The organism is Holdemania sp. 1001095H_141210_F2 (assembly GCF_015558105.1).
Classification (GTDB): Bacteria; Bacillota_I; Bacilli_A; order Erysipelotrichales; family Erysipelotrichaceae; genus Holdemania.
Genome location: NZ_JADNPO010000046.1, coordinates 1 through 15,602, shown reverse-complemented (window position 1 = coordinate 15,602; position 15,602 = coordinate 1). Strand labels below are relative to the sequence as shown.

Sequence of the window (15,602 nt, the reverse complement as noted above, 5' to 3'; positions counted from 1 at the left end):
AAATTGAGAACAGATACGATAGAATGAGTAATGGACATAGTGAGATTTCCTTTCTGTAATTTGTGGTGATTTTATTGTAACGGAAATTCTTACCTATGTCTCTTTTTTTTATGCTCAAGAAAAAAAGGCGTTGGTTTCTACCAACACCAAAATTTATAGAACCGAAACAAGCAAACACCCCCGATGTCTGACAAGCCGCATCTTCGTCATTTTCCTTTTTTGATCCTGATCTTCATTCTTACCAACACTAAAAAAAGAAGTCTTCCAGAAGAGGAAAACTTCCAATGAGCTTCGATTCGCAGCGTTTATTTTTTTTCGTTTTGAAATTGAAACCGGTTGAGCAGCTGCTGGAAAAGCAAAACTTCAGCGTCTGAAAAACTGTCCATACATTGCATACAATATTTTCTGAATTCCGACTGAATAAGATCCGAAGCGGTTTTCCCTCTCTCCGTCAGGAAGATGTTCATTACTCGGCGGTCTTTATCGTTGCCGATTCGCATCACCAGATCCTCACTCTCCATTTCTGAAATGATTTCTGAAATTGTAGAGCGCTTACTGGCGGAAATGACCGCAATTTCCTGCTGATTAATTCCATTGTGGTCAGACAACAGATGCAGGATTTTTAGATGGGATAACTTGAGATTCAAAACTTTAAGCGTATCGGATTTTACTTCATAAAACTGTTTGATTAAATCTGAAAACATAATAAACGCTTTGGTGTCCAAATTCACAACGTCCCGAATTTGATTCATGAACTCACTCCTTTCTTTTTTCTTATTATAAATCAAAAGTCCAGTTAAACGTTACAATTTTACCGAATTCAATGTGAATTAAACGTTTTACTTCACATTTCACGCTGATTAAAAAGAAAAGAACGAAGCGTTTCGTTCTTTTATCCGTCATTGTGAGTGAGTTCAATTACGGGAATTTCAACCGGATTGAAGATTCGCGGCAGATACCATCGCCGGCATAATCCCCGGGAAACGATTAAATCCGAGTTCTGTTCCTGATACAAACCGCCTGCCCGCTTCGGGAACCAGCCTTGCCGGGGCGCAAACAAACCGTTGATCAAACCGGGAATTCGAACCTGTCCGCCATGGGCATGGCCGGACACGATCAGATCAAACCCGAACTGCGCGTAGATCGGCGAACGTTCCGGCCGGTGCGCTAAGAGTATCGTATATTCCGGGCAGGTCTGCACCGACCCCAGCGCCTTCATCAGTTCAATTTCCTCTTGTGAATCCCGATCAATATACGCATATTTGCGGGGGTCGTCAATTCCGCACAACGTAAATCGTGTTCCGCGGATCGTGATGGTTTCTTTCCTGCTGTCCAAAACGGTAATTCCCGCCTGACGCACCCGTGCTTTGACCTCCGGGAGCGTGATCAGAGTATCAATATTTTCATGGTTGCCTGTGCAATAATAACACGGCGCTATCGCCGCAGCCTGATCAAGGAATAATTCCGCGCCCCGCAGCGGTTTGATATCGTCGATGATATCTCCCGGCATGAGAATGAGATCGCACCGGGATTGCCGCAGTTTATCCAACAGCCGCTTTTGATTCGGACCGTAGACCGTGCTGTGCAGATCGGAGACGACCGCCAGTCTGACCAGCGTTTTGATCTTCGGACTGGACAGTGTATAGGATCGTAATTGAATTGGAAAACTGATGAGCCAGCCGATCAACAGATAGGCGGCGATCAGGCCGAAAAAGAGAAGGGCCAGCTTCATCGCCAGCCTCCCTCAGTAACCCTGATGGTATAGTAAACCGGTTGTTTCATTGTGATTCTCCTTTTATGTTGGATTCGCGTTGGCCTTAAAAACACGGCGGCGATTTGCTTTTTAATAATCGCCCATCGCGATCATTCCGTCAATCACCTTCTGAACACCGGCGATGTTGGCGGCCGTCACATAATCCTTCGGATCCAGCGCATACTGCCGGATTGCCTCCTGGCATTGCTTATGAATAGAGATCATAATCCCGCGCAGCTTGTCGTCGACTTCTTCAAACGACCAGGCCAGACGCATGCTGTTCTGGCTCATTTCCAACGCGGAAGTCGCAACGCCGCCGGCGTTGGACGCCTTACCCGGGGAGAACAGGATTCCCTGCTGACGAAACAAAGCGATCGCTTCGTTATCGTTCGGCATGTTCGCGCCCTCGGCAACGAGTTGGCAGCCCGCTTCGATTAAGCGCCGGGCACGTTCCTTGTTGATCTCGTTCTGTGTCGCGCATGGGAAAGCCAGATCAACCTTCAGGTTGGCGTCATAGACCGAACCTTCATGATATTCGCCATGGCCCGCCATTTCCGGATATGCCGAAAGCGAGGTGCGCAGCTGTTCCTTGATTTTCTTCACCGTATTCAGATCCAGCTGTTCATCGACGATATAGCCTTTGGAATCGCTCATCGCGATGACCTGAATTCCATTCTGCAGCGCTTTTTCCGCGGCATAGATCGCGACGTTGCCGCTGCCGCTGACAATCGCTTTCTTCCCCTGCGGATCCATCTGCGCCGCTTTCATCATTTCCAAGACGAAGTAGATCAACCCGTAGCCGGTCGCCTCCTTGCGTGCCAGACTGCCGCCATAGCCTACGCCCTTGCCGGTTAGCACACCGCGCTCGCTGACACCTTTTAAACGCCGGTACTGACCGTATAAATAACCGATTTCCCGTGCGCCGACGCCCATATCGCCCGCTGGCACGTCGACATCCGGTCCGATATGCTTGGACAATTCAATCATAAAGCTCTGACAGAAGCGCATTACTTCCGCGTCGCTCTTCCCTTTCGGATCGAAATCGCTGCCGCCCTTGCCGCCGCCGATCGGCAGCGTCGTCAGCGCATTCTTGAAGATCTGTTCAAACGCCAGGAATTTCATCATGCCCAGCGTGACCGCCGGATGAAACCGCAGACCGCCTTTATAAGGGCCCAAGACGCTGCTGTACTGGACGCGGTAGCCGCGGTTGACATGCATCTGGCCCTGGTCGTCTGTCCACGGTACTTTAAACTGGATGATCCGCTCCGGCTCCGTCAAGCGTTCCAGAATCGCCATTTTCTCATATTCCGGATGATGATCAAAAATCAGGCTGACCGACGTCAGCACTTCTTCCACCGCCTGCAGAAACTCGGGCTGCGAGGCGTCTTTTTGTTTCAGCTGATGTAAAACACGTTCACAATATGAATTCATTGTTATCCCACCTTTTTTATTATGATATGCTACTCGGCCTGAAAATTCAATGAAAAAAAGAGGGACATTCCTTTCGGATATTCCCTCTCTCGCTCATTTTAGACCGCCGGTTCAGCGTGGTTGCCGAGCATTTCTTCCGGAAGCTTGACATCTTCTTCCAGATCGACGGAACGTTCTTCCCGTTCCTCGCGCAGCTCCGCTGCCCGTTCTTCGATCAGGCGCGTCGTTTCACGCTCGAATTTTGAGCCGGTTCCCGCTGGGATCAGCTTGCCGATGATAACGTTTTCCTTCAGACCGATCAGATGGTCGACCTTGCCCTTGATCGCCGCTTCGGTCAGGACCTTGGTGGTTTCCTGGAAGGATGCCGCGGACAGGAAGGAATCGGTTTCGACAGATGCTTTTGAGATACCCAGCAGCGTCGGACCAAAGACCGCCGGATGCTTGCCCGCTAACAGACAAGCGCGGTTGATGCCGGTGATGTTGTTCAGGGACAGCGTCTGACCTGCGCTTAAGCCGGTGTCGCCGCCGTCGATGACAATGATCTTCCGCAGCATCTGCCGGATCATGACTTCGATGTGCTTATCGGAAATTTCGATACCCTGAGAAGCGTAAACCTTCTTGACTTCCTTCAGGATATAGTTTTGAACTTCCATGACGCCTGCGACTTCCAGCAGTTCCTTCGGGTTAACCTGACCTTCGGTCAGCTTATCGCCCGCAACGACCTGGGACCCGACTTTCAGCCAGGAACGGATCGTCTGCGTCAGATCGCATTTGTGTTCGATGCTTTCCTTTTCGTTGGTGACCACGATGCGCATGCCGCTCTTGTTTTCCAGTTCGCTGATCTCGGTGATCTCACCGTCGATCTTGGACAGGACTGCGACATGTTTCGGGCAGCGGGCTTCAAACAATTCTTCGACTCGCGGCAGACCCTGCGTGATATCGCCGTCGTTACCGGAAGCGACGCCGCCGGTATGGAACGTACGCATGGTCAGCTGTGTGCCCGGTTCACCAATGGACTGCGCGGCCATGATGCCGATCGCTTCGCCGGCTTCCGCCAGTTTGCCAGTCGCCATGTTGCGGCCATAGCACTTGCGGCAGACGCCGTTGACGCTTTCGCAGGTGAACGTATTGCGGATATAAGCCTTGGTGACGCCGGCATTGACCACCTTCTGCGCCATCGCTTCATCCATGTAGGTATCCGCTTCAACCAGAATTTCGCCGGTGTTCGGATCGACGATCGCATCCTGGCTGTAACGGCCGATTAAGCGTTCAGCCAGCGGTTCAAGGATCGTGTTGGTCTTGCGGTCAACAATATCCTCAACCAGATAGCCGCGGTCGGTTCCGCAGTCTTCCTCAATGATGACGACATCCTGAGCTACGTCGACCAGACGACGGGTCAGGTAACCCGATTCAGCCGTCTTCAGGGCGGTATCGGTCAGACCTTTCCGCACGCCGTGAGTGGAGATAAAGAACTCGGACACATTCAGACCTTCACGGAAGGAAGAGTAAATCGGAACTTCGATGATCGAAGGCTGGTATTCTTTCTTGGACTTCGACTGTGTCGGACGGGCCATCAGACCACGCATGCCGCACAGCTGAGTAAAGTGGGATTTGTTGCCTCGCGCTCCGGAAACCGCCATCATGTTGATCGGGTTCTTACGCGGCAGGGATTTCATAACGGCATCGCCGATTTCATCCTTGATATCCGCCCACAGCTTCGAGAAGTGGCGTTCCCATTCCGGCGGCGTCAGCATGCCTCGTTTCAGCAGCTTATCCAGCTTGTCAGCCTGAGCACGGCCTTCTTCAACATATTTCTGTTTGTTCGGAACGACGTTGATATCCGCCAGAGATACGGTCATGCCCGCAACTGTGGAATATTCAAAGCCGAGGTCCTTGATGTTATCCATGATATCGGAAGTGCCTTCCGTTCTGTACCGGTTGAACACTTCGGCGATGACATTGGACAAATCCTTTTTCTTGAATTCCGGATTCAGCGGCATTGCGGCGATCGCTTCCTTGATGTTCGTGCCTAACGGCAGGAAGAACTTATCCGGCGTCGCCTGTAAGCTTGCCTTGTTGACGTCGTTGATATATGGGAAGTCTGCCGGGAACATTTCGTTGAAAATGACCTTGCCGACCGTCGTTACCAGGTACGAATGGTTCTGCTTCTCCGTGAAGCAACTCTTATGCAGCGCGTATCCCGGCAGGGCAATGCGGGTATGCAGATGCACCTGCTTGCTCTGATACGCGATTAAGACTTCGTTGGTGTCCTTGAAGACATGGCCTTCGTTGGTGCCGAACCGGCGCCACATTTCAGCCGCTTCATGATCGCCCAGAGAATCCAGGAAATCTGCCTTCGTGAAGAATTCGTCCGCCGTTTCTTCCATGTTCAGATAGAAGTTGCCCAGAACCATGTCCTGGCCCGGCGTAACGATCGGCTTACCATCCTTCGGACCCAGAATGTTGTTGGAACCGAGCATCAGGATTTCCGCTTCGGCGCGGGCTTCTTCGGACAACGGCAGATGGACAGCCATCTGGTCGCCGTCAAAGTCGGCGTTGAACGCGGTACAGACTAATGGATGCAGACGGATTGCACGGCCTTCGACCAGCTTCGGCTTAAATGCCTGGATGCCCAGACGGTGCAGTGTCGGCGCACGGTTCAGGAAGACCGGGTGATTATCAATGACCTGTTCCACGACGTCCCAGACACGCGGATCCTGGCGGTCGATCAGCTTCTCCGCTGTTTTCGGATTGCCGGCGATGCCCTGGTTCACAATTTCATTGATGACAAACGGCTTGTACAGCTGAATTGCCATTTCACGCGGAATGCCGCACTGATACATCTTCAGGTCCGGTCCGACCGCGATAACGGAACGGCCGGAGAAGTCGACACGCTTACCTAACAGGTTCTGACGGAAACGTCCCTGCTTACCCTTTAAGGAATGCGACAGGGATTTCAGCGCCCGTCCGCCCGCGCCGGTGATCGGCTTGGAACGGCGGCCGTTGTCGATCAAAGCGTCGACCGCTTCCTGCAGCATACGTTTTTCGTTCTGGACGATGATCGCCGGAGTTCCCAGCTCCAGCAGCTTCTTCAAACGATTGTTCCGGGTGATGACACGACGGTACAGATCGTTCAAATCGGAGGTCGCGAAGCGGCCGCCGTCCAGCTGCAGCATCGGCCGTAAATCCGGCGGAATGACCGGCAATACGGTCAGAACCATCCATTCCGGCTTGTTGTCGGAATGACGGAACGCGTCGATGGTTTCCAAGCGCTTGATCAATTTCTTGCGCTTGTCGCCGTTCGCGTTTTCCAGTTCTTTAATGACAATCTCGTGTTCTTTCTCAATATCGACCTTTTCCAACAAGGTCTTGACCGCTTCCGCGCCGGTCTGGGCAACAAAGCTGCCCGGACCATACAGTGCGGTGTTCTCACGGTATTCTTTTTCTGACAGGATCTGTTTGACAGCCAGCGGCGTATCCATCGGATCGGTAACGACCCAGGATACGAAGTAAACGACTTCTTCCAGCGCCTTCGGCGTGATGTTGAGCAGCAGGCTCATGCGGCTTGGAATGCCGCGCAGATACCAGATGTGCGCAACCGGAGCTGCCAGTTCAATGTGACCCATCCGTTCGCGGCGGACGGAACTCTTGGTGATTTCTACGCCGCAGCGGTCACAGATTACGCCTTTATAGCGTACTTTCTTGTATTTTCCGCAATAACATTCCCAGTCTTTGGAAGGACCGAAAATCCGTTCGCAGAATAAGCCGTCCCGTTCTGGTTTTTGAGAACGGTAGTTAATCGTTTCCGGCTTTTTGACTTCGCCATAGGACCATTCGCGGATTCGTTCCGGGGATGCCAGACCGACCTGAATGGCGGCAAATTTATTGACACTCATCGCTTACGCCTCCTTTACTCAACGTCTTCGTCATCAAATCCGATTACAGCCGCTTCTTCCGGCAGATCCTCCTCGTCGATGACCTGGGCCGGAATCTCTGCCGAGGTTTCGGATACGACGTTCTCCAGGGCTGCAACTTCGTTAATCTCGTCCGCTTCCATCTTCTTCATATCGACTTCCAGACCTTCTTCATCCAGCATCTTGACGTCGATCGCCAGCGCCTGCAGCTCATGCTTTAAGACGCGGAACGATTCAGGAATGCCCGGTTCCGGCAGATCCTTGCCCTTGATGATGGCTTCGTAGGTCTTGGTGCGTCCAACGATATCGTCAGACTTCACGGTCAGGATTTCCTGCAGCGTATGCGCGGCGCCGTAAGCTTCCAGCGCCCAGACTTCCATTTCACCGAAACGCTGGCCGCCGTTCTGCGCCTTACCGCCTAACGGCTGCTGCGTGACTAAGCTGTATGGGCCGGTTGCACGGGCGTGCAGTTTATCGTCGACCATGTGCGCCAGCTTGATCATGTACATGACGCCGACAGAGATCCGTTCATCGTACGGCTCGCCGGTCTTGCCATCGTGCAGCACAAGCTTGCCATCCGGCGAGGTCTGCGCTTCTTCCATGATCGCTTTCAATTCGTCATTGGAAATACCGTCGAAGACCGGTGTCGCAAACTTCACGCCTAACGTCTTCGCGGCCATGCCCAGATGGATTTCCAGAACCTGTCCGATATTCATACGAGATGGAACGCCGAATGGGTTCAGCATGATGTCGATTGGTGTGCCATCCGGCAGATACGGCATATCCTCGATCGGCAGGATCTTGGAGATAACGCCCTTGTTGCCATGACGGCCGGCCATTTTATCACCTTCAGAAATCTTACGTTTCTGAACGATATAGACTTTAACGACTTCATTGACTCCCGGCGGCAGATCGTGACCCTCGTTGCGCTTGAAAATGCGGATCGAATGGACGATGCCGGCGCCGCCATGCGGAACTTTCAGCGAATTGTCGCGGACTTCTCTGGACTTTTCGCCGAAGATCGCCAGTAACAGCTTTTCTTCCGGGGAGATTTCGCTCTGGCCCTTCGGGGTAACCTTACCGACCAGGATGTCGCCTTCCTTGACTTCCGCGCCGATCATGACGATGCCGCGGCCGTCGAGGTGACGGCAGGCATTTTCACTGACGTTTGGAATATCGCGGGTAATTTCTTCAGGTCCCAGCTTCGTTTCGCGGCATTCAATGTCATATTCCTCAATATGAATAGAAGTGTAGACATCGTCGCGGACCATCCGCTCGGACATGATGATCGCGTCTTCGTAGTTGTAACCGTGCCAGGTCATGAACGCGATCGTCACGTTCTGGCCTAACGCCAGCTCGCCTTTTTCCATCGAAGGACCATCGGCCAGAATATCGCCGCGTTCCACGCGTTCGCCATGCTTGACGATCGGCCGCTGGTTGATGCAGGTGCCGGCGTTGGAACGGCGGAATTTCTGCAGCTCGTAAACGCGCTGTTCGCCTTCATCTTCCGTAACGACGATCTTATTGGCATCGACATAGGTGACGACCCCGTTGCCGGTGCAGATGCACGCGCTGCCGGAGTCCCGCGCTATGCGGTGCTCCATGCCGGTTCCGACATATGGAGAATGCGGATTCAGCAGCGGTACGGCCTGACGCTGCATGTTCGCGCCCATCAGGGCACGGGAAGCATCGTCATTTTCCAGGAATGGAATACATGCGGTCGCAACCGAAACGATCTGTTTCGGCGAAACGTCCGCCAGTTCGACCTGATCGCGGTGAGCCATGATTGTTTCTCCCGCTTTTCGGGCAACGACCATGTCGTTGATCAGACGACCTTCGTGCACTTCGTTCGCCTGCGCGATGATGTAGTCGTTTTCTTCATCGGCTGACAGATAAACATATTCCTCAGTAACCTCGCCGCCTTCTTTGACCAGACGGTACGGTGTTTCGATAAAGCCATATTCGTTGATCTTGGCATACGTTGTCAAGTTGGAGATCAGACCGATGTTCGGGCCTTCCGGCGTCTCGATCGGACAGATCCGGCCGTAATGGCTGTTGTGAACGTCACGGACTTCAAAGCCGGCGCGCTCACGCGTTAAGCCGCCTGGACCCAGCGCGGAAATACGGCGCTTGTTGGTCAGCTCGGCCAGCGGATTCTGCTGATCCATAAACTGCGACAGCTGCGAGGAGGAGAAGAACTCCTTGATCGCCGCCGTCAGCGGACGGATATTCGTTAACTGCTTCGGCGTCAGACCTGCGGCCTCGGCAATCGACATTCTTTCTTTAACGACTCGTTCCATCCGGCTTAAACCGATCCGGAACTGATTCTGGATCAGTTCGCCGACCGTACGGATCCGGCGGTTGCCCAGCATATCAATATCATCGACGCTGCCGACGCCGTCCATCATGTTCAGCTCATAGCTGTAGAAGGCATACATGTCGGAAATCGTGATCGTCTTTTTCTGGTTGATCGGGTCGATCGCCACGATCTTGATCGGATTGCTGCAGTCCGCAGATGTCGAAACCTGAATCGTCTGCACAGCCGCGCCGACCAGCCAGGCTGTGATCGCCTGATTCTGATGCGCACGTTCGATGATGACCTGCTGCTCGGAAGCGCTCAGCTTCGAGTAATCCTCATCCGGGATGTAGCGGTCAACCACCAGCTCGCCGTTGTTGGTCATGTCTTCGTTATTCGCCGTCAACCGGCCGATCACGAAGAAACGATGACCGTAATTCAGGACCGCGGAGGCGTTTTCTGCCGTCAGTGCGACCGGCTTGGCCACCAGTCCGGAATAGACGCGGACTTCTTTGACTTCCTTCGCCAGGGCTTCAATATCTTTTTCCGTCAGAACGGTGCCCTTTTCAAACAGGCGGTCACCGCACTCGACGTCATTGGCCAGAATCCGGCCGATCAGCCCCAGGCTCCAGGACGTATCCATCATGGAAGTATCTGGATGTGAGAATTCATGCACGAATGGGAAAGCTGTGACATGGCTGCCCTTGAGCATTTCCACACGCAGGACGTTTCTTTCCTTCTTCGTGACAAACGTGCCTTTTTCAAACAACACTTTGCCCTCGCCGCTCAGGACGTCTTCAGCCAGATAAGTGCCTTCCATCCGGTCCGTCAGCGACAGTTTCTTATTTAATTTATACCGGCCGGCCTTGGTCAGGTCATACCGGCGGTGATCGAAGAACTTGGCGTTCATCAAGTTGATCGAACCGTCGATCGTCGGTACTTCATCAGAGCGCTGGTTTTCATAGATCGCCAGCAGCGCTTCGTTGCTCGTCTTGATCTTATCAGCGGCCAGCGTATTGCGGATTTCTTCATAGTTGCCGAAGAACGAGGTATATAAAAGCATATACAGGTTCAGGAATTCGCGAGGTTCGCCCTCAACGATGTTCTCTTCGAACACTTCCAGTCCCAACGCTTTTAAGAACCGGCGGATTTCCGCCGTATCAAAGCCGTCTTCGCTCTTTTCCAGGTTCAAGGACATCCCGATCGCCTTGAACAGGATTGTGGATAAAATTTTACGTTTGCGGTCGACCGACATGTTGACAATCCGGCCTAACGCCGCCTTCTTGCCGTCGGTCATGAACTCCAGCCACGTGCCGCGGCTTGGGATCAGTTCACAGTTGTAGCTATCTTTGCCAGTTTTGTCTTCGGAAGCAATATCAAAATAAGCGCCTGGCGAACGTACAATCTGAGAAACGATAACACGTTCAGCGCCGTTGATAATGAAAGTTCCGGTTTCCGTCATCATCGGGAATTCGCCCAGGAAAACGTCTTCCCACTTTGTCAGTACTTCACCGGTTGTATTGTCGACCATTTCCAGCTCCATTTTCGCTTTCAATGGCGCGGCGAAGTTCGCCTCCCGGTATTTGCACTCGTTGACGGTATACTTTGGCGTGCCGAATTCGTAATCTACGAATTTCAGGCGAATATTTCCACCGTAGTTCTGAATCGGGTAAATATCTTCAAAAACTTCCCTGATGCCTTCTCTGATAAACCATTCAAAAGACTGAGTCTGCACTTCAACCAGATCAGGAAGATCGAGGTTGCCGCTGACCTTGGAATAATTCCGGCGTTCTGCCTTTTTACCCAGTTTTTCAATACGGTAGTTCTGCATTTTTTCCATGTACGCCATCCTTTCATAACAGTGTTAACAACGGCTAAAAGGGCCTAAAACCCCCTTAACTTTTATACATTTTTGCAATTTAATATAGTACCAAACTTAACACAAGTTGTCAATCTGTTTTTGTCGATTTTAAAATGTAATATCCCTTTTCCTTGTTGATCACTTCACAGTTGCCAAATATTTCCTCAATTTTAGCTTTAGCGCTGAGCGCGCCCTGCTGCTTGCGGATCACCACATACAGATGTCCCTGCGGACGCAAATGATCATACGCCTGCTCAAACATCGCATAGATTACTTTTTTGCCCGCCCGGATCGGCGGATTGGTTAGAATATCGCTCAACGTTTCAGTGACATTCCCAAAGATATCCGATACCCGAACTTCAGCCTCCACGCCGTTCTTCTGCGCATTAAGAACAGCCAGCTCAACCGCCCGGGGATTGACATCCACCATCAGCATTTCAGCGTCCGGAAACATTTTTTTCACGGTGATGCCGATCACGCCGTAGCCGCAGCCCAGATCCAGTATGTGATCTCCCAGCGGTTCTTCCTTGATCGTTTTCAACAGGACATACGATCCAAAATCCACTTCACTTTTACAGAACACGCCGTTATCCGTGATCAAAGGGATAATAAAGCCCGAAAACCGGAAAGAAATCTCCTTCCGGTTTTGTGGTAGTTGACGATTGTCAGTAAAGTAATGACTCATTCGATCGCCTCCCATGGGCTAATTGCATTCCGCCGTCATGACGGAATTGTTCTGTTGTCGGATTGTGCGAAACTTATTTAATTTCGACAGAAGCGCCGGCATCCATCAGTTTCTTCTTGATTTCTTCCGCTTCTTCCGGCTTGATGTTTTCCTTGATTGCGCTTGGGCACTTGTCAACTAAGCCCTTCGCTTCAACCAGGCCTAAGCCAGTGATTTCACGAACAACCTTGATGACGCCAACCTTCGAAGCGCCGACTTCCTTCAGGAATACGGAAACTTCAGTCGGTCCTGTAGGCGCTGCAGCTTCAGTCGGAGCCGCAACTGCAACCGGAGCCGCAGCCGTTACGCCGAATTCTTCTTCGATCGCTTTTACCAGTTCGTTCAGTTCCAGAATTGTCATCTCTTTCAGAGATTCGATGATTTCAGCATTTGTTAACTTTGCCATGTTCTTATTCCTCCTTGGTCAGTTTTGTTATTCAGCAGCTGCTTCTTCAGCAGGAGCAGCTTCTCCGTCTTTGTCAGCGACTGCTTTCACAGCGCAAGCGAAGCTGCGGACAGGCGCCTGCAGGCAGCTCAGCAGCATCGACAGCATGCCTTCACGGTTCGGCAGGCTGGAAAGTTCTTTAATCGTATCGACGCCGACGACTTTACCTTCGACGATCGCACCTTTCAGAACCAGTTTGTCGTGCTTCTTGGCGAACTTCGCCAGCACGCGGCTTGGCGCAACAGCATCATCAGAGAATGCGATTGCGTTTGGTCCGGTCAGCTGTTCTGTCAGTTCGTTGAATCCGGCAGCCTCAGCGGCACGCTGGGACATGGAATTCTTGTAAACCTTGAATTCAATGCCTTCAGCCCGCAGGCTTCTTCTCAACTCAGTGACTTCGGCAACTGTCAGACCACGGTATTCAACAACGACTGTTGACTGGCTGGCGGTCATTTTTTCCTGAATTTCGGAAACGACTGCCTTTTTCGATTCTAATACCGCATCTTTCATTCCGTACACCTCCATTTTATACTGTCACAATATACCTGAATATAAAAACCCGCACTCAAGACAGCACGGGTTTTGAAAGTTCAAAGTTGATCTTCCTACCTCGGCAACCTGATTAAGCCGTTAGGCCGTTGCTGTCTATGGTATATTGATAACAAACTAATTTTAACAGGGTTTGCGTAATTGTCAAGCAATTACTCAGCAGCGACACGAATCGCCGGTCCCATCGTTGTGGAAACCGTGATGCTCTTCATGTAGTTACCCTTGACTGCCGCCGGACGTGCCTTCGCGATCACGTTGTACAGCGCTTTCGCGTTTTCCGCCAGCTGTTCGTCAGTGAAGGAGCACTTGCCGATCATAACGTTGATGTTGCCTTCTTTGTCAACACGGTAAGTAACCTTACCTTTCTTGATTTCGTTGACGGCATTGGCGATGTTCATCGTGACGGTGCCCGTCTTCGGGTTCGGCATCAAGCCCTTAGGGCCCAGGATCTTACCCAGCTTACCGAGTTCGCCCATCATATCCGGAGTTGCGACGATCACGTCAAATCCGAACCAGCCCTTTTTGATATCTTCCAGGATTTCCTTGCCGCCGACAAAATCTGCGCCGGCATCCTTGGCTTCCTGTTCCTTCGCGCCCTGAGTCACAACTAAGACCTTCTGGGAACGGCCTGTGCCGTTTGGCAGAACCATCGCGCCGCGGATCTGCTGATCAGCGTGACGTGGGTCAACGTTCAGGTTGAAGGAGATTTCGACAGATGCGTCGAACTTTGTTGTGTTGATTTTCTTCGCCAGAGCTACCGCTTCCGTCAGGCTGTACAGCTTCGCTGCGTCGACCTGCTTCAGGGCCTCTGTGTATTTCTTACCTCTTTTTGCCATCGTGATGTCCCTCTCTTATTCCATGCCTTCGACAGTAACGCCCATATTGCGCGCTGTCCCGGCGATAATCCGCATTGCTGCTTCTACATCATTGGCGTTCAGATCCGGCATCTTGTACTCAGCGATTTCTCTGCACTTTTCCAGAGAGATCTTTCCGACGATGTTGGCTTTGGCACTGCCCGATCCGGACTTGATACCGGCAGCCTTCTTGATCAGAACTGAGGCTGGTGTCGTTTTCAGAACGAAATCAAAGCTCTTGTCTTCATACGCAGTGATGATGACAGGGACGATATCGCCTGCACGATCCTTGGTCGCATCGTTAAATGCGTTGCAGAACTGCGGCATGTTGATGCCTGCAGAGGCCAGCGCCGGTCCCGGACGGGCTCCGCCGGCCTGGAACTGGAGCTTACAAATCTTTGCAACTTTCTTGCTCACAAGACATTCCTCCTTAAAATTGATTGTCTGTGCTGTGGTTAGTGGACAGGTGCAACACCGTCCTCCCACGCATAATAAAACTTGCTGCTTTCGACAGCATTACTATTCTAAGCGGATTTAACCCTTTAGTCAAGGGATATTTTCGATTTTGACCGGATTTATCAACGCGTCACACGAATGACAGGATCGCCGGTCTTAACCACCCCGGGCTTGGCAATTTCCAGCTGATACCCGCTGCCGTTGGTTACGACCAGCATCGTCGTCAGATCAATATGATTTTTTTCCATAATGCCCCGATCAATTCGGATCAGCGGCTCTCCCGCTCGAACTTTTGCACCGGGCTGAACGTAAACCTCCAAGCCTCGGCCCTGAAGCTCCACCGTGTCCATGCCGACATGCAGCAGCACCTCAACGCCATTGGCGCCTTTTAATCCGACCGCATGACGCGTTGCCGCTACAAGCAGCACTGTGCCGGTCAGCGGCGACAGAATCTTTTCGCCTTCAAAACGAAACGCAATTCCTTCGCCCATCATCTTCTGCGCAAATACCGGATCCGGCACTTCTTCCAAGGGCAAACTGACACCGTCAACCGGCGACAGGATGTCGCAATACACAGGTTTCTTAAATAAATTAAACATGGCAGCCTCCTTGCGCAAGCTCATCCAAAGTTCTGCTTAGATTTGATAAGCGAGAAAGATTCGGATGATTTGCGATGTTTCATTGTTCTCATTTTAAAGAATACCGTTCTAATTCGCAACGGTTAATCCTGTGGTTTAAGGATTCCTTCATTTTTCTCTGTTCTTTCTGCTGATTTTCTCTTGTCTCAGAAACCTTTCCTGATCTCAAATTCTTAAGCGATGCCTTTTAGATAATCAGCCGCTTTGTATTGGCAGTGTTGCCGATGTCTTCGGCCTAAATTACAAAAAGCCGGAATCTATGCCTTCCTTGGGACGTATTCCGGCCTGGCATACATAAGCAACGCTCAGCTTAAGCAACAAAAGTAATCCAGCTGCCTCGTCTATTCCGCCGATCAATTTCATCAACAATTTTCATAAATAGAAATCAGAAAAGGAAACTCAATTCTAGCTTCTTATTCTCGTTGCAATCTGATCTGCAGTCCATTCAGGATGTTCTTCATGACAGGAAAATATCTGACGGATTACAGTTTCATCTTCATCTAAAATCTCCGCGATCTCTGAAATGGGCTTGCCTTTTTTCATATTTTTCAGCACCTGTTTAATGACTTTGCATAATTCGCCTCGTTCTAAACCTTGTTCCAAACCTTCCTGCTTACCCATCCGTTTGCCCTGTTCCAGCCATTCCCGCTGACGATCCGCTCTTTCCAATTCCGCCATGAT

12 protein-coding genes and 1 other annotated feature are annotated in these 15,602 nt (G+C 51.4%); all 12 genes read right to left on the bottom strand.

Annotated features, from left to right (window positions below):
• Positions 1–305 precede the first annotated feature (305 nt).
• The gene (locus tag I2G61_RS15880; RefSeq protein WP_072683024.1) at positions 306–752 is read right to left on the bottom strand and encodes a MarR family winged helix-turn-helix transcriptional regulator; all 447 of its coding nucleotides are present in this window, start codon (positions 750–752) and stop codon (positions 306–308) included.
• A gap of 140 nt (positions 753–892) precedes the next feature.
• Complete coding sequence (locus tag I2G61_RS15875; RefSeq protein ID WP_083538339.1) at positions 893–1,732, bottom strand: metallophosphoesterase; 840 nt, start codon at positions 1,730–1,732, stop codon at positions 893–895.
• Between the two features lie 111 nt (positions 1,733–1,843).
• Positions 1,844–3,184, bottom strand: coding sequence for an NADP-specific glutamate dehydrogenase (gene gdhA, locus I2G61_RS15870; protein WP_072683023.1), 1,341 nt, complete (start codon positions 3,182–3,184; stop codon positions 1,844–1,846).
• 98 nt (positions 3,185–3,282) lie between these two features.
• Positions 3,283–7,080 (bottom strand): DNA-directed RNA polymerase subunit beta', encoded by a 3,798-nt coding sequence (gene rpoC, locus I2G61_RS15865; RefSeq protein WP_195548459.1) that lies wholly within the window; start codon positions 7,078–7,080, stop codon positions 3,283–3,285.
• A gap of 14 nt (positions 7,081–7,094) precedes the next feature.
• Positions 7,095–11,234, bottom strand: a complete 4,140-nt coding sequence (locus tag I2G61_RS15860) for a DNA-directed RNA polymerase subunit beta (protein ID WP_072683021.1) — start codon at positions 11,232–11,234, stop codon at positions 7,095–7,097.
• 109 nt (positions 11,235–11,343) lie between these two features.
• On the bottom strand, positions 11,344–11,940 hold the full coding sequence (locus I2G61_RS15855; protein ID WP_195395796.1) for a class I SAM-dependent methyltransferase: 597 nt from the start codon (positions 11,938–11,940) through the stop codon (positions 11,344–11,346).
• Positions 11,941–12,013: 73 nt separating this feature from the next.
• The gene (gene rplL / locus I2G61_RS15850; protein WP_072683019.1) at positions 12,014–12,385 is read right to left on the bottom strand and encodes a 50S ribosomal protein L7/L12; all 372 of its coding nucleotides are present in this window, start codon (positions 12,383–12,385) and stop codon (positions 12,014–12,016) included.
• 27 nt (positions 12,386–12,412) lie between these two features.
• Complete coding sequence (gene rplJ / locus I2G61_RS15845; protein WP_039863550.1) at positions 12,413–12,934, bottom strand: 50S ribosomal protein L10; 522 nt, start codon at positions 12,932–12,934, stop codon at positions 12,413–12,415.
• A 33-nt stretch (positions 12,935–12,967) separates the two neighbouring features.
• Positions 12,968–13,093: a sequence feature (ribosomal protein L10 leader region), on the bottom strand.
• 32 nt (positions 13,094–13,125) lie between these two features.
• Entirely contained in the window at positions 13,126–13,809 is a 684-nt protein-coding gene (gene rplA / locus I2G61_RS15840) for a 50S ribosomal protein L1 (protein WP_072683018.1), read from the bottom strand.
• Between the two features lie 15 nt (positions 13,810–13,824).
• Entirely contained in the window at positions 13,825–14,244 is a 420-nt protein-coding gene (gene rplK, locus I2G61_RS15835) for a 50S ribosomal protein L11 (protein ID WP_072683017.1), read from the bottom strand.
• Between the two features lie 161 nt (positions 14,245–14,405).
• Positions 14,406–14,882, bottom strand: coding sequence for a PTS glucose transporter subunit IIA (locus I2G61_RS15830; protein WP_072683016.1), 477 nt, complete (start codon positions 14,880–14,882; stop codon positions 14,406–14,408).
• A 444-nt stretch (positions 14,883–15,326) separates the two neighbouring features.
• Positions 15,327–15,602, bottom strand: a 276-nt coding sequence (locus I2G61_RS15825; RefSeq protein WP_229100788.1) for a hypothetical protein, incomplete at its 5' end; no start/stop codon positions are given.

Coding starts and splice junctions, on each gene's coding strand:
- I2G61_RS15880 (WP_072683024.1), bottom strand. CDS start 752: ATGAATCAAATTCGGGACGTTGTGAATTTGGACACCAAAGCGTTTATT.
- I2G61_RS15875 (WP_083538339.1), bottom strand. CDS start 1,732: ATGAAGCTGGCCCTTCTCTTTTTCGGCCTGATCGCCGCCTATCTGTTG.
- gdhA (WP_072683023.1), bottom strand. CDS start 3,184: ATGAATTCATATTGTGAACGTGTTTTACATCAGCTGAAACAAAAAGAC.
- rpoC (WP_195548459.1), bottom strand. CDS start 7,080: ATGAGTGTCAATAAATTTGCCGCCATTCAGGTCGGTCTGGCATCCCCG.
- I2G61_RS15860 (WP_072683021.1), bottom strand. CDS start 11,234: ATGGAAAAAATGCAGAACTACCGTATTGAAAAACTGGGTAAAAAGGCA.
- I2G61_RS15855 (WP_195395796.1), bottom strand. CDS start 11,940: ATGAGTCATTACTTTACTGACAATCGTCAACTACCACAAAACCGGAAG.
- rplL (WP_072683019.1), bottom strand. CDS start 12,385: ATGGCAAAGTTAACAAATGCTGAAATCATCGAATCTCTGAAAGAGATG.
- rplJ (WP_039863550.1), bottom strand. CDS start 12,934: ATGAAAGATGCGGTATTAGAATCGAAAAAGGCAGTCGTTTCCGAAATT.
- rplA (WP_072683018.1), bottom strand. CDS start 13,809: ATGGCAAAAAGAGGTAAGAAATACACAGAGGCCCTGAAGCAGGTCGAC.
- I2G61_RS15830 (WP_072683016.1), bottom strand. CDS start 14,882: ATGTTTAATTTATTTAAGAAACCTGTGTATTGCGACATCCTGTCGCCG.